The sequence below is a fragment of the Sphingomonas sp. LR55 genome, from assembly GCF_036856015.1.
Taxonomy (GTDB): domain Bacteria; phylum Pseudomonadota; class Alphaproteobacteria; order Sphingomonadales; family Sphingomonadaceae; genus Sphingomonas.
The window spans coordinates 3,553,738-3,574,268 of sequence record NZ_JASPFO010000001.1 but is presented as its reverse complement, the minus strand read 5'-3'; the positions used below and the strand labels follow the sequence as shown (position 1 = coordinate 3,574,268).

16 protein-coding genes and 2 pseudogenes are annotated in these 20,531 nt (G+C 66.8%); 11 read left to right on the top strand and 7 right to left on the bottom strand.

Annotated elements, in window-relative coordinates; translation table 11 throughout:
* Positions 1-50: 50 nt before the first annotated feature.
* The 4 genes from QP181_RS17240 (at position 51) to msrB (ending at position 4,208) form a co-directional block, all read left to right on the top strand.
* Positions 51-977, top strand: a complete 927-nt coding sequence (locus QP181_RS17240; RefSeq protein ID WP_277982937.1) for an ABC transporter ATP-binding protein — start codon at positions 51-53, stop codon at positions 975-977.
* A complete protein-coding gene (locus QP181_RS17235; RefSeq protein ID WP_277982936.1) occupies positions 974-2,209 on the top strand; it encodes an ABC transporter permease in 1,236 nt (411 codons plus the stop codon). The genes QP181_RS17240 and QP181_RS17235 overlap by 4 nt, the downstream gene beginning before the upstream one ends.
* Positions 2,210-2,419: 210 nt before the next feature.
* Positions 2,420-3,658, top strand: a complete 1,239-nt coding sequence (locus tag QP181_RS17230; RefSeq protein ID WP_277982935.1) for a cytochrome P450 — start codon at positions 2,420-2,422, stop codon at positions 3,656-3,658.
* Positions 3,659-3,719: 61 nt separating this feature from the next.
* Positions 3,720-4,208: a peptide-methionine (R)-S-oxide reductase MsrB gene (msrB, locus tag QP181_RS17225; RefSeq protein WP_277982934.1), complete on the top strand. Its 489-nt coding sequence runs from the start codon at positions 3,720-3,722 to the stop codon at positions 4,206-4,208.
* Between the two features lie 361 nt (positions 4,209-4,569).
* Here msrB and QP181_RS17220 read toward each other — a convergent pair whose 3' ends face one another.
* The 5 genes from QP181_RS17220 to QP181_RS17200 form a co-directional block, all read right to left on the bottom strand.
* Positions 4,570-5,187, bottom strand: a complete 618-nt coding sequence (locus tag QP181_RS17220; RefSeq protein ID WP_132737225.1) for a CHAP domain-containing protein — start codon at positions 5,185-5,187, stop codon at positions 4,570-4,572.
* A gap of 136 nt (positions 5,188-5,323) precedes the next feature.
* On the bottom strand, positions 5,324-6,631 hold the full coding sequence (locus QP181_RS17215; protein ID WP_333929294.1) for a leukotriene A4 hydrolase C-terminal domain-containing protein: 1,308 nt from the start codon (positions 6,629-6,631) through the stop codon (positions 5,324-5,326).
* On the bottom strand, positions 6,631-7,200 hold the full coding sequence (locus QP181_RS17210) for a gluzincin family metallopeptidase (RefSeq protein WP_333929293.1): 570 nt from the start codon (positions 7,198-7,200) through the stop codon (positions 6,631-6,633). Before QP181_RS17210 ends, QP181_RS17215 begins: the two co-directional genes overlap by 1 nt.
* 180 nt (positions 7,201-7,380) lie before the next feature.
* Entirely contained in the window at positions 7,381-8,823 is a 1,443-nt protein-coding gene (locus QP181_RS17205) for an MFS transporter (protein WP_333929292.1), read from the bottom strand.
* The gene (locus QP181_RS17200) at positions 8,820-9,647 is read right to left on the bottom strand and encodes an SDR family NAD(P)-dependent oxidoreductase (protein WP_333929291.1); all 828 of its coding nucleotides are present in this window, start codon (positions 9,645-9,647) and stop codon (positions 8,820-8,822) included. Before QP181_RS17200 ends, QP181_RS17205 begins: the two co-directional genes overlap by 4 nt.
* Positions 9,648-9,777: 130 nt before the next feature.
* Between QP181_RS17200 and QP181_RS17195 the strand changes: the two genes are divergently transcribed.
* Entirely contained in the window at positions 9,778-10,566 is a 789-nt protein-coding gene (locus QP181_RS17195) for an SDR family oxidoreductase (protein WP_333929290.1), read from the top strand.
* A gap of 158 nt (positions 10,567-10,724) precedes the next feature.
* Here the strand turns inward: QP181_RS17195 and QP181_RS17190 are convergent.
* Positions 10,725-12,978: pseudogene (locus tag QP181_RS17190) on the bottom strand (NADP-dependent malic enzyme).
* Positions 12,979-13,396: 418 nt separating this feature from the next.
* On the opposite strand from QP181_RS17190, the pseudogene mutS reads away from it, so the two are divergent.
* From mutS to QP181_RS17175, 3 genes and pseudogenes are all read left to right on the top strand, one after another.
* A pseudogene (gene mutS, locus QP181_RS17185) lies at positions 13,397-15,968 on the top strand (DNA mismatch repair protein MutS).
* Between the two features lie 197 nt (positions 15,969-16,165).
* Complete coding sequence (locus QP181_RS17180) at positions 16,166-17,134, top strand: cation diffusion facilitator family transporter (RefSeq protein WP_333929289.1); 969 nt, start codon at positions 16,166-16,168, stop codon at positions 17,132-17,134.
* 65 nt (positions 17,135-17,199) lie between these two features.
* The gene (locus QP181_RS17175) at positions 17,200-17,643 is read left to right on the top strand and encodes a hypothetical protein (protein WP_333929288.1); all 444 of its coding nucleotides are present in this window, start codon (positions 17,200-17,202) and stop codon (positions 17,641-17,643) included.
* 121 nt (positions 17,644-17,764) lie between these two features.
* Here the strand turns inward: QP181_RS17175 and QP181_RS17170 are convergent, their stop codons facing one another.
* Positions 17,765-18,793 (bottom strand): polyprenyl synthetase family protein, encoded by a 1,029-nt coding sequence (locus tag QP181_RS17170; RefSeq protein ID WP_333929287.1) that lies wholly within the window; start codon positions 18,791-18,793, stop codon positions 17,765-17,767.
* 110 nt (positions 18,794-18,903) lie between these two features.
* Between QP181_RS17170 and QP181_RS17165 the strand changes: the two genes are divergently transcribed.
* From QP181_RS17165 to QP181_RS17155, 3 genes are all read left to right on the top strand, one after another.
* On the top strand, positions 18,904-19,191 hold the full coding sequence (locus QP181_RS17165; RefSeq protein ID WP_132737208.1) for a chorismate mutase: 288 nt from the start codon (positions 18,904-18,906) through the stop codon (positions 19,189-19,191).
* A gap of 173 nt (positions 19,192-19,364) precedes the next feature.
* On the top strand, positions 19,365-20,114 hold the full coding sequence (locus QP181_RS17160; RefSeq protein ID WP_333929286.1) for an AcvB/VirJ family lysyl-phosphatidylglycerol hydrolase: 750 nt from the start codon (positions 19,365-19,367) through the stop codon (positions 20,112-20,114).
* A 10-nt stretch (positions 20,115-20,124) separates the two neighbouring features.
* Positions 20,125-20,526, top strand: a complete 402-nt coding sequence (locus tag QP181_RS17155; protein WP_333929285.1) for a DUF2147 domain-containing protein — start codon at positions 20,125-20,127, stop codon at positions 20,524-20,526.
* Positions 20,527-20,531 lie beyond the last annotated feature (5 nt).

Sequence of the window (20,531 nt, the reverse complement as noted above, 5' to 3'; positions counted from 1 at the left end):
CGCCACGTCCGCCCGCTACCACGACGCCACCCTCGGGAGGAAGATTGCGCGTGAACGATGAATGGGCGGTCACCGCGAACGCGATCGTGAAGCGGTTCGGCGATCGGCGCGTGGTCGACGGGGTGGACATGATGGTGCCGCGCGGCTCGGTGTACGGCGTGCTCGGCCCCAACGGCGCGGGCAAGACGACGACGCTGCGCATGCTGCTCGGGATCATCGAACCCGACGAAGGATCGCGCACGCTGCTCGGCTACGACAATCCGCGCGATGCGAGCGACCGGGTCGGCTACCTCCCCGAGGAGCGCGGACTGTATCCGGCGATGAAGGCGCGCGAGGCGATCGCGTTCCTGGGGGCTTTGCGCGGGCTCGACTGGAAGACCGGGCGCGAGCGGGCGGTGGTGCTGATGGAAGCCGCCGGCCTTGGCCATGCGGTCGACGAGAAGATTCGGAAACTGTCGAAAGGCATGGCACAGCTGGTGCAGCTGCTCGGTTCGGTGGTGCATCAGCCCGACCTGCTGGTGCTCGACGAGCCGTTTTCGGGGCTCGATCCGGTCAACCAGGAGCGGCTCGAGAAGCTGATCCTCAACGAGCGCGATCGCGGCGCGACGATCCTGTTCTCGACGCATATCATGAGCCATGCCGAACGCCTGTGCGACCGGCTCGCGATCATCGCCGGCGGCAAGCGGCGGTTCGAAGGCACAGTCGCGGATGCGCGAGGCATATTGCCGCAACGCGTCCACTACACGCCGCATCGGCCCGATCCTGCGATCCGCGCCGTGCTGCCGATGGACGCGGTGCAGGACGGGGATAGCTGGCGGTTCGAGCTGCCGAACGAGGGGATCGAAAGCTTGCTGGTGAGGCTGATCGACGCTGGATACGGGATTTCGGGATTGTCGATCGAGCGCCCCGGTTTGCACGAAGCGTTCGTCCGGATCGTCGGCCAGCATGGCGACGTCGCGAAGGAGCAGGCGGCATGACGCGTTTCCGCCGGACCCTCCGCCAGACCTTCACGATCGCGCGCCGCGACTTCATCGCCACCGTGTTCACGCCGATCTTCCTGCTGTTCCTGTTCGCGCCGGTCATCATGGGATCGTTTGGCGCGATCGGCGGGATGGGCGCGGCGAGCGTCAGCGGCGGCGCGCAGGACAAGACGCGGATCATCGCGATCGTCCCCGCCGCGACGTCGCGGCCAATCGCGGAGGCCGATACACGGCTGCGCGGCATGTTCCGCGACGACGAGGCCCCTCCAGGGCTGACCACCGTCGCGCCCTCGGCCGACCCGGCGGCGCAGGCGCGGGCTGCGTTCGAGACGAAGGATATCGACGCGTCCGCAGTTCTCTACGGCCCGCTCAACGCGCCACAGATCCTGTACGGGCCGCGCGGCGCGAGGTCGGCGGACTATCTGGGGATGCTCGCACAGACAACGCTGGCGGCGCAGAAACTGGGTGGCACGCTGCCCACGATCGCCGCGACCAAGACGCAGATCACCCGCTCCACCACCTCGGTCGGCGGCCAGCACCAGTCGGCGTTCTTCGCGGTGTTCGGGATCTTCTTCCTGACGCTGTTCCTGTCGGGCCAGGTCGTCGGCACGATGGCCGAGGAGCGCAACAACAAGGTGATCGAGGTGCTCGCCGCCGCGGTGCCGCTCGAATCGGTATTCTTCGGCAAGCTGATCGGGATGTTCGGCGTGGCGGTGCTGTTCGTCGCGTTCTGGGGCACCGTCGTCACGCAGATCACATCGCTGATGCCCGCCGCCGCGGCGGTGGCGTTGGGTGACCTGACGCCCGCGGTCGGCGCGCCGATGTTCGCGCTGCTGTTCGCCGCGTATTTCAGCATGGCGTATCTGCTGCTGGGCTCGGTGTTCCTCGGCGTCGGTGCGCAGGCGTCGACAATGCGCGAGATCCAGATGCTGTCGCTGCCGATCACGATCCTGCAGGTCGCGATGTTCGGACTATCCTCGGCGGCGGTCTCGCACCCCGGCAGCTGGATCGCCACCGCCGCCGAGCTGTTCCCGCTGTCGTCGCCATTCGCGATGGCGGGCCGCGCGGCGAATTCGCCCGAACTGTGGCCGCACGTCGCGGCGCTCGCGTGGCAGGCGTTGTGGGTGACGATCTTCATCACCGTCGGCGCACGGCTGTTCCGACGCGGGGTACTGCAATCGGGCAGCGCGCGGCCGTTCTGGCGGCGGAAGGCCAAGGCGACGGCGTAGGGCCTTACAAACTCCCCGGCCCCCGCCCCCGCCCCGTTCGCCCTGAACGAAGTCGGAGGGTACGCCCCGCGCGCAGGTGCTTCGACTTCAGCGCGATGCGCTGAAGTTTATCCTGAGCTTGTCGAAGGGCTCAGCACGAACGGACGCTGGGACGCTATTGACATAAGTGTCAGCAAAGTCTCTCCTGTTGCAAAATACGGGAGAGAGACGATGGCGACTCTGGTAAGAGATGCAGCGCAACAGACAGTCGATCCGCTCGACGTGAGCCGCGCCGAACTCTACCGCGACGATCTCTGGCAGGCGCCGTTCGCCCAGCTCCGCGCCGAGTCCCCCGTCCATTACGTCGAGCATTCCGACTACGGCCCCTACTGGTCCGTCTCGACCTACAAGGGCATCGTCGAGGTCGAATCGCTCCCCGATCTCTATTCTTCCGAAGCCGGCGGGATCACGATCGCCGATTTCGTCGCCGAGCGCGACGTCCGCATGCCGATGTTCATCGCGCGCGACCGCCCCGTGCACACCGGTCAGCGCCGCACCGTCGCGCCCGCCTTTACGCCTAGCGAGATGACGCGGATGTCGAGCGATATCCGCAGGCGTACTGCCGCGATGCTCGACAGCCTGCCGTGGAACACGCCGTTCGACTGGGTCGATACGGTCGCGATCGAGCTGACCACGCAGATGCTCGCGATCCTGTTCGACTTTCCATGGGCGGACCGACGCAAGCTGACCCTGTGGTCGGATTGGGCGGGCGATATCGAGATCGTCAAGAACGAGGAGCTGCGCGGTCAGCGGCTCGCGCACATGTTCGAATGCGGCTCGTATTTCAAAAACCTCTGGGACGCGAAGATCGACAAGGCGCCGACGCCCGACCTGATCTCGATGATGATCCATTCGGACGCGATGAGCCATATGGATCACAACGAATTCATCGGGAACCTCATCCTGTTGATCGTCGGCGGCAACGACACGACGCGCAATTCGATGTCGGCGCTGGCCTATGGGCTGGACAAGTTTCCGGAGTCGCGGGCGAAGCTGGAGGCGGATCCGGGGCTGATCCCCAATGCGGTGAGCGAGATCCTGCGCTGGCAGACCCCGCTTGCGCATATGCGGCGGACCGCGACGGCGGACGCGGAACTGATGGCGCAGCAGATCAAGACGGGCGACAAGCTCGCGCTCTGGTACATCTCGGCGAACCGCGACGAGAGCGTGTTCGGCGACGATGCGGACTCGATCGTCGTCGATCGCCCGAACGCGCGGCGGCATCTGGCGTTCGGCCACGGCATCCACCGGTGCGTCGGCGCGCGGCTGGCCGAAATGCAGATCGCGATCCTGCTGGAGGAAATGGCTGCCCGCCGCATGCGGATCAACGTGCTCGCCGAGCCGACGCGCGTCGCCGCGTGCTTCGTCCACGGCTATCGCACGCTGCCGGTGGAAATCAGTAAATACTGAGGCTTGGCGTAACCTTATCGGGTGGCTCGAACGTACCTATATCCGAACCATGGAGACGAACATGACCCAGGACCGCCGCGCTTTCCTCACGCTTGCTGGAGCAGGCGTCGCCGGCTTCGCGCTGTGGGGATGCACGTCGCAACCCGCGCAGGCCGCCGAGCGGTTCGAGGTGACGCTGACCGATGCGCAGTGGCGCAAGAAGCTGTCGCCGGATGCGTATGATACGCTGCGCAAGGAGGGCACCGAGCGGCCCTATTCGAGCCCGCTGAACGGCGAGCATCGCGCGGGGATTTTCTCGTGCGGCGGGTGTGCGTTGCCGAACTTCTCGTCGAAGACCAAGTTCGAGAGCGGGACGGGGTGGCCGAGCTTCTGGCAGCCAATGCCGAACGCTGTGCGGACGCGGATGGATTCGACGCTGGGGATGGGGCGGACCGAGGTGCATTGCCGTCGGTGTGGCGGGCATCTGGGGCACGTGTTCGATGATGGGCCGAAGCCTACGGGCAAGCGCTATTGCATGAACGGCGATGCACTGACGTTCAAGGCCGCTTGAAGCCGGTCATTTGTCAGGCGGCCACCGCGGATCGCTGCTGAGCAAATAGAGTGTTCCCCCGCGAAGGCGGGGGTCCAGACTGGGCTCCCGCCTTCGCGGGAGAACAAGAAGCTTGCAGAGCAGTGTTCAGCCTTATGGCACCTCCCCGGCGAAGGCCGGGGTCCAATTTGGAAACGCCGCTGATCGAGAACCGCGTTACGTTACTGCGACCTTTCCAATTGAGCCCCGGCCTTCGCCGGGGAGGCAGTTTGGGGAAGCTGAAGCGCGTAAGTGTCAGGGGGCAATCAGTAGCGAAACGCCAGACTGGCGAGTTGGCCGCCGATGCCGGGCCGAGCCCCGCACCCCACCGCACGGAAAAATTTCAGTTCGCCTCGTTCACCAGCGTGAAGATCCCGCGGGGATCGGTCGGGCCGTGCTGGATCGTCGCGAGCTGCGCGGCGTTGGCGCGCTGCGTTGCGGTGATGGTGTGGGTGGCACTGGCCATCTGGTACGAAGGCTGCGCGTCGAGCGTGTCGCCAGCAGGCGCATGGCCCGAGTAGATGAAGCCCTTGGTCGGGTAGGCCGAGGTCCCGAGGTCACCCTGCGGGCCATACCACACCTTCACCATGCTCCAGTCACCGGCAGCCGAAACGTCGACCGCGCGAACGTTGGTCTCGATTGCGCCGGGGCGCGACCAGTTGGCATGCGTAAGGAGGACTTCGCGATCGCTGACGACCTTCGAGACCATCGCGACATGGCCGACGCGCATGCGGGAAGTGGGCGAGAAGGCGAGGACCGAACCGGCCTTGGGAGTGTGGCCGCGCTCGTAGCGACCCTCGGCCTGGCCCCACCAGGTGTTGGCGTTGCCGCGGATTTCGATGCCCGAAACCGAGCGAGCGAACGTCACGCACTGCCAGAACTGAGCCGCAGCAGGGGTGGCCGTCATCAGGCCGCACGATACCACCAGCGCAAAACGCGCTGCTAACGCCTTGAAATTCATCGAGACCCCCGGCCAAAACCCGTTCGTCACAGTCTGGCTACGGGAGGTTCGATTTAATTGAAACCCGGCCGGGAACCATATCCGACGAAGCGTGTTACCGCGCCGACCAACGCCCGAAAGGGCCAGCCAGGCTGGCTCAGTTCATGAGTTTCCAACCAGTTATGCGGTCGACCGTTACCTGCGTGACCGCATGATAGCCCGGCCGCGCCTTGCCGTAGATGTCCATCGCCAGCTTGTGGCCCCAGTCACCCGAGTCCATCAGCTGCTGGAACAACGGCGCGACGAATTTACGCCGACCCTGCGAGGTCAGGAACTGCTCGGCCGACGCGTCGGCGGGCGCATAATGATTGGCGAGCGCGAGTTGCAGCCAGGCGAAGCGGATCTCGGCGTTGCCGGTGGTGTTCCAGCCGAACGCGATGTCGAGCGTCTTCAACCGCTCGGCCGGCAGCTTGCGCGGCAATTGCGTGATGAACCGCGTGATCTCCTGCGTAGTCGCCTTGCCGGGAACGCCCGAGACGGGACCACCGGCGGCGTAGGCCTTCGCTGCCGCATCGACTGCGGGGAACGCGGCAGACGTCACATGCACCGCGTTCGCCGGGATGCCGGGGCTGTAGACCCAGGTGTCGACGCCGATCGTCTTCGCCTCGGCGGGGGTCAGCAGCTTCGACTTGAGGTCGGTCAGGAAGCCCGCGCTGGTCTGCGGCTGGAAGGCGTGGCGGTCGAAATAGCTGCGGAGATAGGCATCCCACCGTGCGCGACCGACCTGTTTCTCGATCGTGCGGAGGAAGGCCGCGCCCTTGTCATAGGCGATCTGCGTCATGCCGTCGTCGGGATCGCGTGCGGCGTCGAGATCGAGGTGGAGTTGCGTGTCCTTCGCGGCGGGGCCACCGGCGTCCTTCACCGCGGCGAGCATGTCGGTCCAGGCGAGGTCGGCCTCCATGTCGGCGCGGCGCTTGCCGTAGAGCGCCTCCATGATCCGGTTCTCGAAATAGCTGGTGAAGCCTTCGTTGAGCCAGAAATCGTCCCACGTCGCGTTGGTGACGAGGTTGCCCGACCAGCTGTGCGCGAGTTCGTGCGCGATCAGCGAGACGAGGCTGCGGTCGCCGGCGATCGCGGTCGGCGTGGCGAAGGTGAGCGTCGGGTTCTCCATGCCGCCGAACGGGAACGACGGCGGCAGGACCAGCACGTCGTAGCGGCCCCAGCGATACGGGCCGTACAACCCCTCCGCGGCGGCGACGAACTTCTCGAGCTCGCCGAACTCGTACGCGGCCTTGGGCAAGGTCGCGGGTTCGGCCCAGATGCCGGTGCGCGGGCCGGTCGACTTGAACGCGATGTCGCCGACCGCGAGCGCGATGAGGTAGGGCGCGACGGGCTTGTCCATCTTGTACTGGAACGTGCAGCGATCGGCAGCGCAGGTCGGCTTGCCGGTCGCGAGCCCGCTCATCACCGCGGTGAGTTGCTTGGGGACGGCGATCTTGGCCTCCCAGGTCTGGCGGATGCCGGGGAGTCCTGCGTCGGAATCCAGCTGCGATTGAGGATCGCCTCGCCTTGGCTGAACAGGAATGGTTGCGTCTTGCCCGCGGTCTGCGCGGGGGTGAGCCATTGCAGCGCCTTGGCGTCGGGGGACGAGGCGTAGGCGATGCGGATTTTCTTCGCGCCGTTGAGCGTGACGGTGAGTGGCGCGCCATGGATCTTGTCGACCGCGCCGACTTCGTAAGGGAGCGGCTTGCCGGCCATGTCTGTGATATTGACGATCTTCAGCCCGTTATCGTCGAGCACGAGCTTGGCGCCCGGCTTTGCAAGGATGTCGAGCGTGGCGATGCCGCGGATGACGTGGGTGTCGAAGTCGGCGGCTAGATCGAGCGCGACGTGCGTGACGCGGGCTTCCGCGGGGCGGGCGTAGCTGTGCGGGTCGTGCGCGTCGGGGGTGGTGAGGACCGGTGCGACCGTCTGCGCGACGGCGGGGGATGCGAGGACGAGACCGAGGGCGGTGGCTAGAGCGGGAATGCGCATGGAAACTCCGAGGTCGCCGTTCCTCGATATCGGGAAGGCCAAGCGTCGGTCCTACCGTGGTGTCCCTGGCACTGGAAGGGCGGGCCGCGCAATGCCTTCCATCATCCTCGTCATCCTGACGAAAGTCAGGATCCAGAGCCGCGAAGGGCAGCCATCCTTCACTCTGGATCCTGACTTTCGTCAGGATGACGGAGGAAATTGCACGGGTGTCGTTGCCAGTCTCGCCAACCGCGCCTCGTGCTCGACCCGGCCAAACGGAAAGCGGGAGAAGAAGAACGCCGAGACGCACGCCAGCACGATATAAAGGCCAGCGTAGATCAACGTCAGCCGGTCGATCGTCCCGACCGGCACCGTCCCCGGCATAGCCTTGGCCGGGAACCCCGCCACCGCGAGGATCATGCCGGCGAAGAATATTCCGATTCCGCTCGTGCATTTCTGAACGAAGAACGAGCCCGCGAAGAACACGCCTTCGGATCGCCTGCCGGTCTTCGCCTCCGAATCCTCGACCACGTCGGCCATCATCGACGCGCCAAGGATGAACCCGGTGACGTTCGACGCGGTGCCGAGGATGAAGAACCCGAACAGCATCGGCAGCAGCGTGGGCTCGCCAACCTCGGGAAACACGCCGAGCATGCGCAGCCAGTACGGCGAGGTATTGAGCGCCGCGCCGAGCAGCACCGCGCCCATCGCCGCCTTGGGCTTGCTCCCCGTCCTGCCGAGCCGGGGCGCGGCGAGGAACGCGAGGAACACGCCCGAGAACAACGCGATCGTCAGGTAGACGAACACCGGCCCCTTGAAGCCCCACACATAGGTGTAGAGGTAGTTCGACATCGCGTAGCTGATGCCCTGGATCGTGTACGCGCAGACGCCCGCCGCCATCAGGATCGCGAACGCGCGGTTCTTCACGGTCTGGCGCAGTTCGGCGAAGGACTCGCGCAGGGTCTGCTTGGCGATCGGCGGGTTCGGCAGATGCCTGATCTCGTGATGCGTGCCGAGCGCGGAGACGAGGATCGCGACGCCGATGAAGACCGCGCCCGCCAGCGCGAAGCCGCCGTATCCGGCGCGGTTGAGCAGGCCGTTCGGGAACGCCGCGGTGGGCGCGAGGAAATACTGGTACGCCGACAGCAGCATCAGCAGCCCGCCGACCCAGCCGAACAGATAGCGATACGCCATGATCCGCGTCCGCTCGTCATAGCCCGACGTCAGCTCGGGGGTCAGCGCGACCGACGGCACCTCGTAGCAACTCACCGCGCTGCGCACGATCACCGCCATGACGAACAGCCAGATCAGCGTCTGCGGCTCCGACATTACCAAGGGCGGGTTCCACAGCAGCAGCCAGCCGACCATGATCGGCAGCGCAGACGCGTACATCCACGGGTGCCGCCGGCCCCATCTGGTCCGCGTACGATCGGAGAAGAAGCCCACCGCCGGATCGACGAACGCATCAATCAGCAGCGCCATCATGATGACGAGGCCGACGGTGGCGGATGGCAAGCCGACGACCTGGTTGTAGAACAGCAGCAGGAACGTGCCGAACCCGGCGTCCTTCACCCCGTAGGCGACGGCGCCGAAGCCGTAGCTCGCCATCGTGCCGGTCGAGAGGCGGCGGGCGGGTGCGGTCATTTCAGTTTGTCGAGCAGCGCGAACAGCGAGGGTTGCGCGGGGTCCCAGCTCGGCCGCGTGCCGATCGTCATGCCGCCGTCGACCAGGATGTGCGTGCCGGTGATGAAGCTGGCATCGTCGCTGGCGAGGAACACGACCGCGGCGGCGATGTCCTCGCTGGTGCCGGGGCGGCGGATGGGCTGCGCGTCGGCGGCGATGTGCGCGATCATCGCGTCCGCCTTGCTGGTCCTGTCCTCGTCCAGTTCGAGCGCCCGCGTGAAAATGTTGGTGACGATGAAGCCTGGGACCACGGCGTTCACCCGGATCCTGTGCTGCGCGAGATCGGCAGCGGCCTGTTTGGTGAGGTGCAGCACGCCGGCCTTGGCGGTCGAATAGGCGGTCGGTGCATAGCCGGTGCCTAGCGCGGATACCGACGAGGTGTTGACGATCGCGCCGCCGCCGCGCTTCGCCATGAGCGGTGCTGCGTAGCGGATGCCGAGCGCGACCGAGCGGAGCAGCAGCGCTTGGGTGCGATCCCAGTCCTCGGGAGAAATCTCGCCGATCGGGTCGCGCGAGCCACCCGCGCCGGCGTTGTTGAACAGGATGTCGAGCCCGCCCGCATCGTCGGCGGTCTGCATCAGCGCCTCGATATCGCCCGCCTGGAGCACGTCGGTACGCTGGAACAGGATCCGCCCGCCGGACGCGTCGGCGATCGCGTGGCCGCCGGCCTCGTCGATGTCGCCGATCAGCACGGTGGCGCCTTCGTCGGCGAGTCGCAGCGCGGTCGCCCGGCCGATGCCGGACGCGCCGCCGGTCACGACGGCTCGCTTGCCTGAAAACCTCACACGCTCTCTCCTAGTTTTTGGCGAGCATAGTACGGGCTTTTCACTCGTCAATGACGGCTGGTTCGAAAAACGGGTTTGCGGCGGGCGACGCTCGGCGATACCAAGCGGGCAAACATTCGGAGGATGCGTGATGGATACGACCAACCTGTTCCGGCTCGACGGCCGCGTCGCGCTGATCACCGGCGGCAGCCGCGGGATCGGCAAGATGATCGCCGCCGGCTTCATCGCGCAGGGGGCCAAGGTGTATATCTCGTCGCGCAAGGCCGATGTGTGCGAGGCGGCTGCGGCGGAACTTGGGCCGAACTGCATCGCGTTGCCGCAGGACGTCTCGACGGTGGCGGGATGCAAGTCGCTGGCCGCGCAGTTCGCCGAGCATGAGTCGCAGCTCGATATCCTCGTGAACAATGCGGGGGCGGCGTGGGGCGTGCCGTTCGAGGAGTTTTCGGAGGTCGGCTGGGACAAGGTCATGGACCTCAACGTGAAGTCGCCGTTCTTCCTGACGCAGGCTTTGCATGCGGCGTTGAAGGCTTCGGGATCGCGCGCAAAGCCGGCGAAGGTGATCAACATCACGTCGATCGACGGCCAGCGGCTGAACCCGTGGGAGACGTACAGCTATCATGCGTCGAAGTCGGCGCTGATCTACCTGACGAAGCGGATGGCGGCGCGGCTGGTGACGGATTCGATCAATGTGACCTCGATCGCACCGGGGGCGTTTGCGAGCGACATGAACAAGGCCGCGCGCGATCATGGGGATGCGGTGGCGCAGGGGATCCCGGCGAAGCGGGTCGGGGTGGATGAGGATATGGCTGGGGCGGCGATCTACCTGGCCAGCCGCGCGGGGGATTATGTGATCGGGGAGACGATCACGGTGGATGGCGGCCTCGTCCACGCATCGCTAGGCACAAGCATCGACGCCTGAGCTTATGTGTCCCTCGCCCCTCCGGGGAGAGGGAGGGAGAGCACTTGCGACGGAAGGGAGAGGGGCTTTGGGACGAACCGTCCCGAGCCTCACTCCCCTCTCCCTTCCCACGGCAAGTGCCGCGGGCCCCTTCCCTCTCCCCGTAGGGGCGAGGGCGTTTATCGCGCGATACCACCGGCTGCGAGGACTGCCAGGGTAACCAGTTCGCTGGCTGTCGATGTCATTGGGGCGACCTGCACCGGCTTCTCCATGCCGATCAGCATCGGCCCGATCACCGAGTCCCCACCCAGTTCCCGCAACAACTTCGCCGAGATATGCGCCGACTGAAGCCCCGGCATGATCAGCACATTCGCCGGCCCCGACAGCCGCGCAAACGGATAGTTCGCCAGTTGCTTCGGGTTCAGCGCCACATCCGGCGCCATCTCGCCCTCATACTCGAACCCGACCTTGCGCCCGTCGAGCACCGTCACCGCATCACGAATGTTGTCGAGCCACTCCCCCTTCGGATTGCCGAAGTTCGAATAGCTCAGGAACGCCACACGCGGCTCATGACCCATCCGGCGCGCGACCGCCGCAGTTTGCTCGGCGAAGTCGGCCAGCTGCTCGGCGGTCGGGCGCTCGTTGACTGTCGTATCGGCGATGAAGACCGTATGGCTCTGCCCGACCAGCAGATGAATCCCGAACGGCGTCTTCCCCGCGGCCGGATCGATCACGCGATAAATCTGCCGCATCGTCTCGCCATAGGTGCGCGTGATGCCGGTGATCATCGCATCGCCCTCGCCGAGCTGGAGCAGCAGCGCGCCGAAGATGTTGCGGTCCTGGTTGACCATCCGCTCGCAATCGCGACGCAGGTAGCCGCGACGCTGGAGCCGCGAATACAGGAAGTCGACCATTCGCGGCACCAGCGGCGAGACGCGGCTGTTGTGGAGTTCGAAGCTCTCGGGATCGGTGACGCCGAGCGCGCGCAACCGGTCGGGGACGTCGTCGCGGCCGACAAGGACCGGGGTGCCGTAGCCGCCTTCCTTGAAGGCGATGGCGGCGCGGAGGACGACTTCCTCCTCGCCTTCCGCGAAGATCACGCGCTTGGGATGTGCGCGCGCCTTCGTAGGCCATCGACAGGACCGAGGTGGTCGGGTTGAGACGGGCGCGGAGCGAGTGGCGATACGCCTCGATATCGAGGATCGGCTTGGTCGCGACGCCCGAGGCCATCGCCGCCTTGGCGACCGCGACTGGGACGACTTCCATCAGGCGTGGGTCGAACGGCGCGGGGATGATGTAGGCCGGGCCGAAGCTGTGGCTGACGCCGTACGCCGCCGCGACTTCCTCGGGCACGCGCTCGCGGGCGAGTTCGGCGATCGCGTTGGCGGCGGCGATCTTCATCGCATCGTTGATGCCGGTCGCGCGGACATCGAGCGCGCCGCGGAAGATGAACGGAAAGCCGAGCACGTTGTTGACCTGGTTCGGATAATCCGAGCGGCCGGTGGCGACGATCGCATCGGGGCGCGCGGCCATCGCCAGTTCGGGGCGGATCTCGGGCTCCGGGTTGGCCATCGCGAAGATGATCGGCGCGGGGGCCATGTCCTTGACCATCTCGGGCGTCAGCGACCCCGCCGCGGAGAGCCCCAGGAACACGTCGGCCCCGACCAGCGCCTCGGTCAGCGTGCGCGTTTCGGTGATCGCGGCGTGGGCGGACTTCCACTGGTCGACGCCCTCGCGGCCTTGGTAGATCACGCCCTTGCGGTCGCACAGGATGACGTTGTCGCCGCGCACGCCCATCGCCTTGACGAGTTCGGTGCAGGCGATCGCCGCAGCGCCGGCGCCGTTGACGACGATCTTCACCTCGGAGAGTTTCCGCCCGGTGAGCAGGCACGCGTTGATCAGGCCAGCGGCGGTGATGATCGCGGTGCCGTGCTGGTCGTCATGGAAGACCGGGATGTTCATCCGCTCGCGCAGGGCCTGCTCGATGATGAAGCATTCGGGCGCCTTGATGTCCTCGAGGTTGATCCCGCCGAAGGTCGGCTCCATCAGCTCGACCGCGTCGATGAAGCGGTTCACGTCTTCGGTCTTCAGCTCGATATCGATCGCGTCGACGTCGGCGAAGCGCTTGAAGAGAACCGCCTTGCCTTCCATCACCGGCTTGCTGGCGAGCGGGCCGAGATTGCCCATGCCGAGGATCGCGGTGCCGTTCGAGATGACCGCGACGAGGTTTCCCTTCGCGGTATAGTCGTAGACGGTGGCGGGATCGTCGTAGATCGCCTGCACCGGCACCGCGACGCCGGGCGAGTATGCGAGCGCGAGGTCGCGCTGCGTCGCCATCGGCTTCGAGGCGATGATCTCGATCTTCCCCGGGCGGCCTTCCGAATGGAAGAGCAAGGCTTCGCGTTCGGAGAATTGCAGCGTTTCGTCGGACATGGGCGGGCCTCGCGCGGTCATTAGGTTTGGAGGACCTTCTAGGCAGGTGGTCGCCGTTCGTCACCCCGGACACTTCGCCCTAGTGGGTGGCCACCGCCCCGGCGGAGGCCGGGGCCCAATTGGCAAGGTCCGAGTAAGGACGGACCGCGCTTCGTTATTTTCGTACCCCAATTGGGCCCCGGCCTCCGCCGGGGTGGTGATCCCAGTGCGGGGTGGTGCCTTCAACGGCCTTCTCCCCCTCGGGGACAAGGTGGCGCGCTTGCGCCGGATGAGGGGTGGTTGGGGTGCGCGCCCGAGCCTCACTCCCCTCACCCTCCCACGCTGCGCGCGGGCCCCTCCCTCTCCCCAAGGGGAGAGGGTTTTATGGGGCGCGGCTTTTCGCTACCCGCCCCTGATGTCGCACCCCGCCCCTACCCCCATGATGACGCAGTATCTCGGCCTGAAGGCGGAGGCGCAGGATTGCCTGTTGTTCTACCGGATGGGCGATTTCTTCGAATTGTTCATGGACGATGCGCGGACCGCCGCGGCGGTTCTCGACATCGCGCTGACCGCACGCGGCGAGCATGAGGGGAAGCCGATTCCGATGTGCGGCGTGCCGGTGCATGCGGCGACGGTGTACCTGCAACGCCTGATCAAGGCCGGGCATCGCGTCGCGATCGCCGAGCAGGTCGAGAGCCCGGCGGAGGCCAAGGCGCGCGGCGGATCGAAAGCGCTGGTTGCGCGGGCGATCGTACGGGTCGTTACGGCGGGAACGCTGACCGAGGAGGCTTTGCTCGACGCGCGCTCGGATAATTGGTGCGTGGCGATCGGCGAGGCTGGCGGATCTGTGGCGATCGCCGCGGCGGACGTTTCGACCGGGCGGTTCGAGATCGTCGAGGTTGCGGGCGACGCGGTCGAGGCGGAACTCGCGCGGCTCGGTGCGGCGGAAGTGGTGGCTTCGGAGGCTAGCGCCTTCGAGGAAGCGGCTACCACGCTGCGACCGAAGATCGACTTCGACAGCGGCGCGGGCGAGGCGCGGCTGAAGCGGGTATACGGCGTGGCGACGCTCGACGGCTTCGGGCAGTTCGGCCGCGCGGGGCTGGCTGCAGCCGGAGGGCTGGTCGCGTATCTGGAGCATAATGCGAAGGGCACGATGCCCTTCCTCCGCCCCCGCGGATAGGTCGCGCAGCGGAGACGATGGCGATCGACGCCGCCACCCGCGAGAGCCTGGAGCTGACCTGCACCACCGGCGGCGTACGCAAAGGCAGCCTGCTCGACGCGGTCGACCGGACCGTGACGGGGGCCGGCGCGCGGTTGCTCGGCGCGGATCTCGGCGCGCCGCTGATGGACAAGGCGGCGATCGACGCGCGGCTCGACTTGGTGCGGCTGTTCCACGACGACCAGGCGGCGCGCGAGCGGTTGCGCTCGACCTTGCGCGCACTGCCGGACATCGGCCGCGCGCTCGGGCGGCTGGCGGCAGGGCGTGGCGGCCCACGCGATCTGGGGCAGTTGCGCGACGGGCTGGACGGGGCGTGGAGCCTTGGCGAGCGGATGGATGCGATCGTCGACCCGCCGGTGCTGCTCCGGGACATCGCGCCCAGATTACGCGGACACGGCGCGCTGATCGATCTGCTCAAGCGCGCACTGGTGCCGTCGCCGCCGATCGAGGCATCGGATGGCGGGTATATCGCGGCGGGCTATGACGCGGCGCTCGACGACCTGCGCGATGCAGGCGCCGGCGGACGGCGCGCGATCGCCGCGCTGGAGGCGGAGTTTCGGGCCTCGACCGGCGTCACCGCGCTGAAGATCCGCCACAACGGCGTGCTCGGCTATCATGTCGAGGTGCCGGCGCGGGCGGCGGATCCTTTGATGAAGCCCGAGAGCGGCTTCACGCATCGGCAGACTCTCGCGGGTGTGGTCCGCTTCAATACCCCTGCCCTGCACGAAGTCGCGGCGAAGGTGTCGCAGGCCGGCGCGCATGCACTGGCGGCGGAGGCGGCGCATCTCGAGGAACTGACCGCGCAGGCTCTGGCCGGGCGCGAGGCGATTGCGGCGACCGCAGATGCGCTCGCGCGGCTCGACGTCGCGGCCGGGCTGGCGGAGCGCGCGGCGGAAGGGGCCTGGGCGCGGCCTTCGCTGGTCGATCACGCGTGCTTCGAGATCGAGGGCGGCCGGCATCCGGTGGTCGAGGCCGCGGTGGCGAAGTCGGGCGACCGGTTCGTCGCCAACGACTGCAATTTGTCGGAAAGCTCGCGCCTGTGGCTCGTCACCGGCCCGAACATGGGCGGTAAATCGACCTTCCTCCGCCAGAACGCGCTGATCGCCGTGCTGGCGCAGGCCGGTTCGTACGTGCCCGCGACCAAGGCCACCCTGGGGCTGGTCGACCGCCTGTTCAGCCGCGTCGGTGCGTCGGACAACCTTGCGCGCGGCCGCTCCACGTTCATGGTCGAGATGGTCGAGACCGCGGCGATCCTCGCGCAGGCGACGCCGCGATCGTTCGTGATCCTTGATGAGGTCGGCCGCGGCACTTCAACCTATGACGGCCTCGCGATCGCTTGGGCGGTGGTCGAGGCGATCCATGAGGACAATCGCTGCCGCTGCCTGTTCGCGACGCATTATCACGAACTGACGCGGTTGGCGGAGCGCTGCGAGGCGCTGTCGCTGCATCATGTCCGCGCGCGAGTGGAAGGGGAGCTGGTGCTGCTCCACGAACTCGCCGACGGCCCGGCGGATCGGAGCTACGGCCTCGCGGTCGCGCGACTGGCGGGGATGTCGCCGGTGACGGTGGCGCGCGCAAGCGGTGCTGGCGAAGCTCGAGGCCGGGCGTGCGAAGACGGGGGCTGGCGGCCGGGCTGGACGACCTGCCATTGTTCGCCGCCGCGGCGCAGGTTGAGGAGGCTGCGTGCGACGTGCTGCGCGAGGATCTCGCCAAGCTGGATATCGACGCGATGAGCCCCCGCGATGCGCTGGATGCACTGTACCGGTTGAAGGCCTTGGCGAACGAAGGGTGATCCTCCCCGTCCACGCCGTCATCCTGGGCTCGACCCAGGATCCAGAGCCAAGAATGTTGCGGTTCGCGGCTCTGGATCCCAGCGTTCGCTGGGATGACGACACTGGAATAGCCAGCGCGTAGGTTCTTGATCTCACGTCCTAGTATCTCACGATACGTCGATGCTAGGCGGCGGCCGGATTTAGCGGAGCGCGGGCCTTGGGCGGACATCATCACGGGCATTCACACGATCACGGCCACGCGCACGCGGGCCACGGCGGAGGCCATTCCCACGGCGGCCATAGCCACGCCCCAGCCTCGTTCGACCGCGCGTTCGCGATCGGGATCGGGCTCAACATCGTGTTCGTCGCGGTCGAGGCGATCGTCGGCCTGCGGATCGACTCGGTCGCGCTGCTCGCCGACGCCGGGCACAACCTGTCCGACGTGCTCGGTCTCGTCGTCGCCTGGGGCGGGACTATGCTGGCGCGCACCGCGCCGACCAAGCGCTTTACCTACGGGCTGAAGGGCTCGACGATCCTCGCCGCGCTGACCAACGCGCTGCTGTTGCTGGTCGCACTCGGCGCGATCGTGCTGGAGGCGTCGCAGCGTTTCTCCGATCCCGCCCCCACCGCCGGCCTGACCGTGTCGATGGTCGCGGGCGTCGGCATCGCGGTCAACGCGATCACCGCCTGGATGTTCGCGCGCGGGCGCAAGGGCGACGTCAACATCCGCGGCGCGTATCTCCACATGGCCGCCGACGCGCTGGTCTCGGCGGGCGTGGTGATCGCGGGTATCGTGATCTGGCGTACCGGCTTCACCTGGATCGATCCGGCGGTCAGCATCGTCATCGCCATTCTCATTTTCTGGCAGACCTGGGGCCTACTCCGCGAAACCGTCGAGATGTCGCTGTCCGCCGTCCCCCGCGGGATCGAGTTCGATCATGTCGACGAGGCTCTGTGCGGCCTGCCCGGCGTCACCGAAATCCACGATCTCCATATCTGGCCGATGAGCACCACCGAGCCCGTCCTCACCGCGCATCTGGTGATGCCGGGCGGGCATCCCGGCGATCAATTCCTCAGCGATGCGCGGACGATGCTCCACGACACATTCGGCATCGGCCATGCGACGTTGCAGGTCGAGACGGGCAGCGGCCATGATTGCTCGATGGCGGACGCGGCGACCGTCTGAATCTGGCGGTTTGAACTTTTCCGGTGCGGCGCGGGTTACCCTGACACAGATCAGGAGAGTATCTCATGAAGAAGCATCTTATAGCAGCGTTGATGTCGGTCGCCGTCGCAGCGCCGGCGATGCTGCCGACCGCCGCGACCGCCCAGCGGTACGATGACCGCCGCGACAACAACGACCGTCGCGACCGTGACGACCGACGTGGTGACGACCGCCGCGGCAACGATCGCAACTGGCGTGGCGACGACCGCAACTGGGATCCGTCGAACAGCTACCGCGACGGCAAGTACCGCGAGCGCCGCCTCGGCCGTAACGACCGGATCTATCGTGGTCGCGATGGCCGCGCCTATTGCAAGCGCAACGACGGCACGACCGGTCTGGTGATTGGTGCACTCGGCGGCGGCGCGCTGGCGAACCTGATCGGTGGCGGCACGCTCGGCACGCTGGCAGGTGCCGGTGGCGGCGCACTGCTCGGCCGCTCGGTCGACCGCGGCAACGTGAAGTGCCGCTGAGCCCTAACCGGTTCTAGAAACAACGGCGGCCGAGCGATCGGCCGCCGTTTTTGTATCTACGAAATATGCCGTTCGTGCTGAGCGAAGTCGAAGCACCTTCGCTCAGGGCGAACGAAAGGGTCTAGTAGGCGCGGACGACCGCGAACTCGACGGCTTCGATCATCGCATCCTTGGCGTCGCCGTTCGCAAAACCGGCGATCGAGTCGATCGCGCGCTGGCCGTAATGGCGGGCTCTCGCAAAGGTGTCGTCGACCGCGCGGGTCGAGCGGATCAGGCGGATCGCGTGCTGGAGGTCGGCGTCACTGTCGCGGCGCCCCTCGACCGCGTCCTTCCAGAACGCGCGATCCTCGGCCGAACCCCGCGCATAAGCAAGAATCACCGGCAGCGTCATCTTCCCCTCGCGGAAGTCGTCGCCCGCGTCCTTGCCCATCGTGTCCGCATCCGAGACGTAATCGATCGCGTCGTCAACCAGCTGGAAGGCAATGCCGAGGTTGCGGCCATAGGCATCGAGCGCGGCCTCTTCAGCTTCGGGGCGTTCGGCGACGACCGCGGAAATCCGGCAGGCGGCGGCGAACAGCGCGGCGGTCTTCGCGCCGATGATGTCGAGATACCGCTCTTCGCCGAGTTCGACGCGGCGGGCGGCGGTCAGCTGGTTGACCTCACCCTCGGCGATCACCGCGCTGGTCGAGGACAGGATCTTCAACGCCTTGAGGCTGCCCGCCTCGACCATCAGTTCGAAGCTGCGGCTGAACAGGAAATCGCCGACCAGCACGCTGGCGGGGTTGCCCCAGATGATGTTGGCGGTGCGCTTGCCCCGGCGCAGGTCCGAGCCGTCGACGACATCGTCGTGGAGCAAGGTCGCGGTGTGGATGAACTCGACCGCGGCGGCGAGCAGGTGATGCTGCGTCCCCGCATAATCGATCAGCTGCGCGCTCGCGAGCGTCAGCATCGGCCGCATCCGCTTACCGCCGCCCGCGATCAGGTGACCGGCGAGTTCGGGGATCAGCGGAATCTCGGACTCCATCCGGCCGCGGATCACCGCGTTCACCTGGTCCATATCGCCCGAGACGAGCTTGACCATCGGGTCCAGCGACGGCTGGGACTCGGGATTGGGACGTACGGTTTCGAGGCGGTGGACGGTGGCGCTCATCTTCCCGAGCCTCTGCCGCCTATGCCCCGGCAAAGCAACCCTTGGTGCCCCTTGCCGTTCATCGTCCGCGCCCGCAAAAGGCGCGGCGAACCAATGAAAGGGTGCTTCGCATGGCTGACGAACTGCTGAACGGATACCGCCAGAGCATCGACAATATCGACGCGGCGCTGATCCACATGCTCGCCGAGCGCTTCAAGGTGACGCAGGCGGTCGGCCGCCACAAGGCGACGCACGGCCTGCCGCCCGCCGATCCGGGGCGCGAGGAGCGCCAGATCGCCCGGCTGCGGCAGTTGGCGACCGACGCGCAACTCGATCCCGAATTCTCGGAAAAATTCCTGCGCTTCATCATCGACGAGGTGATCCGCCACCACGAGCGCCTCGCGCACGATCCAGGGTGAGGCGGGACCTGACGATCCTCCCCCGCCAGGGGGAGGTGTCGCCGAAGGTGACGGAGGGGAGGACACGCAGCGGATGTCGTCGCCCCCTCCCCCTCCGTCTGGCAAGCGCCAGCCACCTCCCCCTGGCGGGGGAGGATCACGAAATCGACCGCGAAATGCGTGACGAAAACGTCATGTCTGCTCCACGTGCCGATCATCCGGTCGGGCGCAATCGGTTGCAAATGATGTGGTTTCGCCGATCCTTGCTCGCTTTTGCCGTATTCGGTGTCGCCGCAGTCGGCTTCATGGGCTGGCTCGGCTATTTCGGTGGACCTGTGTTTACCGACATCGCGCCGACCAAAGCCCAGCGCGGCTATGCGGTCGTGTTGCTGAGTGGCGACCTCGGGCTGAAGATCGGCATGGCGCCGGAGATCGCGCGGCGGCTGGCCGCAGACGGTGTCCCGGTGGTCGCGGTCAACACGCTCACCTATCTGCGCAAAAATCGGACGCCCGCGGACATCACCACGCTGATCGCGCGTGCCGAACAGCGCGCGTTGCGGCTCGGCCATACCGACCAGGTCATCCTGATCGGCCAGTCGTTCGGCGCGGACATGCTCCATGTCGGGCTGGTCGGGCTGCCCCGGCCATTGCGCGCGAAAATCGCCCGCGTCGCGCTGATCGTGCCCGAGGACAATGTCCAGTTCCGCGCCTCGCCCAGCGAAGTGTTCGATCTCTGGACGCCGACCACGCCCGCGCTGCCCACCGCGCGCCACCTCACCTGGGCCCCTCTGCTGTGCGTCCAGGGTATCGTCGAGACGAATAGTCTTTGCCCGCTGTTAACGCAGGCCAATGCAAGACGCGTCGCGCTGCCCGGTGGGCATCCGCTTCACCGCGACGCCGATGCGCTCTACGACGTGATATGGCGGTTCGTCTCCGCAGCTTGAGGATCGATTGATGGTTGCTGCACTGTTGGCGCTCGCGATGATCGCGGGAAGCCCCGCTCCCCCGTCTGCCGCTCCCGCGTCTGCAGTCGAGGGAATCTGGCACAATCCGAAGAACAGCGTGGCCGTGAAGACGGGCGCGTGTGGCGACAAACTCTGCGGCTGGGTCGTCCGCGCCAATGACGAGGCGCAGGCCGATGCCCGCGATGGTGGCACGCCGAAACTGATCGGGACTGCCTTGCTCCGTGAGTATCGCCCCAGTGGACGCGACACATGGTCGGGGCAGATTTTCGTCCCCGACATGGGACGCACGTTCGGATCGACGCTGAAGCTGGTCGACACGAACACGATCACGGTGAAGGGCTGTCTGATCGGCGGCTTCTTCTGCAAGACACAGACGTGGCACCGCGGTTGACGCAC

What these genes read in the sequence shown, in the direction of transcription:
- QP181_RS17235 (WP_277982936.1), top strand. Translation starts at nt 974, where the DNA reads ATGACGCGTTTCCGCCGGACCCTCCGCCAGACCTTCACGATCGCGCGC.
- QP181_RS17230 (WP_277982935.1), top strand. Translation starts at nt 2,420, where the DNA reads ATGGCGACTCTGGTAAGAGATGCAGCGCAACAGACAGTCGATCCGCTC.
- msrB (WP_277982934.1), top strand. Translation starts at nt 3,720, where the DNA reads ATGACCCAGGACCGCCGCGCTTTCCTCACGCTTGCTGGAGCAGGCGTC.
- QP181_RS17220 (WP_132737225.1), bottom strand. Translation starts at nt 5,187, where the DNA reads ATGAATTTCAAGGCGTTAGCAGCGCGTTTTGCGCTGGTGGTATCGTGC.
- QP181_RS17215 (WP_333929294.1), bottom strand. Translation starts at nt 6,631, where the DNA reads ATGAGCGGGCTCGCGACCGGCAAGCCGACCTGCGCTGCCGATCGCTGC.
- QP181_RS17210 (WP_333929293.1), bottom strand. Translation starts at nt 7,200, where the DNA reads ATGCGCATTCCCGCTCTAGCCACCGCCCTCGGTCTCGTCCTCGCATCC.
- QP181_RS17205 (WP_333929292.1), bottom strand. Translation starts at nt 8,823, where the DNA reads ATGACCGCACCCGCCCGCCGCCTCTCGACCGGCACGATGGCGAGCTAC.
- QP181_RS17195 (WP_333929290.1), top strand. Translation starts at nt 9,778, where the DNA reads ATGGATACGACCAACCTGTTCCGGCTCGACGGCCGCGTCGCGCTGATC.
- QP181_RS17175 (WP_333929288.1), top strand. Translation starts at nt 17,200, where the DNA reads ATGAAGAAGCATCTTATAGCAGCGTTGATGTCGGTCGCCGTCGCAGCG.
- QP181_RS17170 (WP_333929287.1), bottom strand. Translation starts at nt 18,793, where the DNA reads ATGAGCGCCACCGTCCACCGCCTCGAAACCGTACGTCCCAATCCCGAG.
- QP181_RS17165 (WP_132737208.1), top strand. Translation starts at nt 18,904, where the DNA reads ATGGCTGACGAACTGCTGAACGGATACCGCCAGAGCATCGACAATATC.
- QP181_RS17160 (WP_333929286.1), top strand. Translation starts at nt 19,365, where the DNA reads ATGTCTGCTCCACGTGCCGATCATCCGGTCGGGCGCAATCGGTTGCAA.
- QP181_RS17155 (WP_333929285.1), top strand. Translation starts at nt 20,125, where the DNA reads ATGGTTGCTGCACTGTTGGCGCTCGCGATGATCGCGGGAAGCCCCGCT.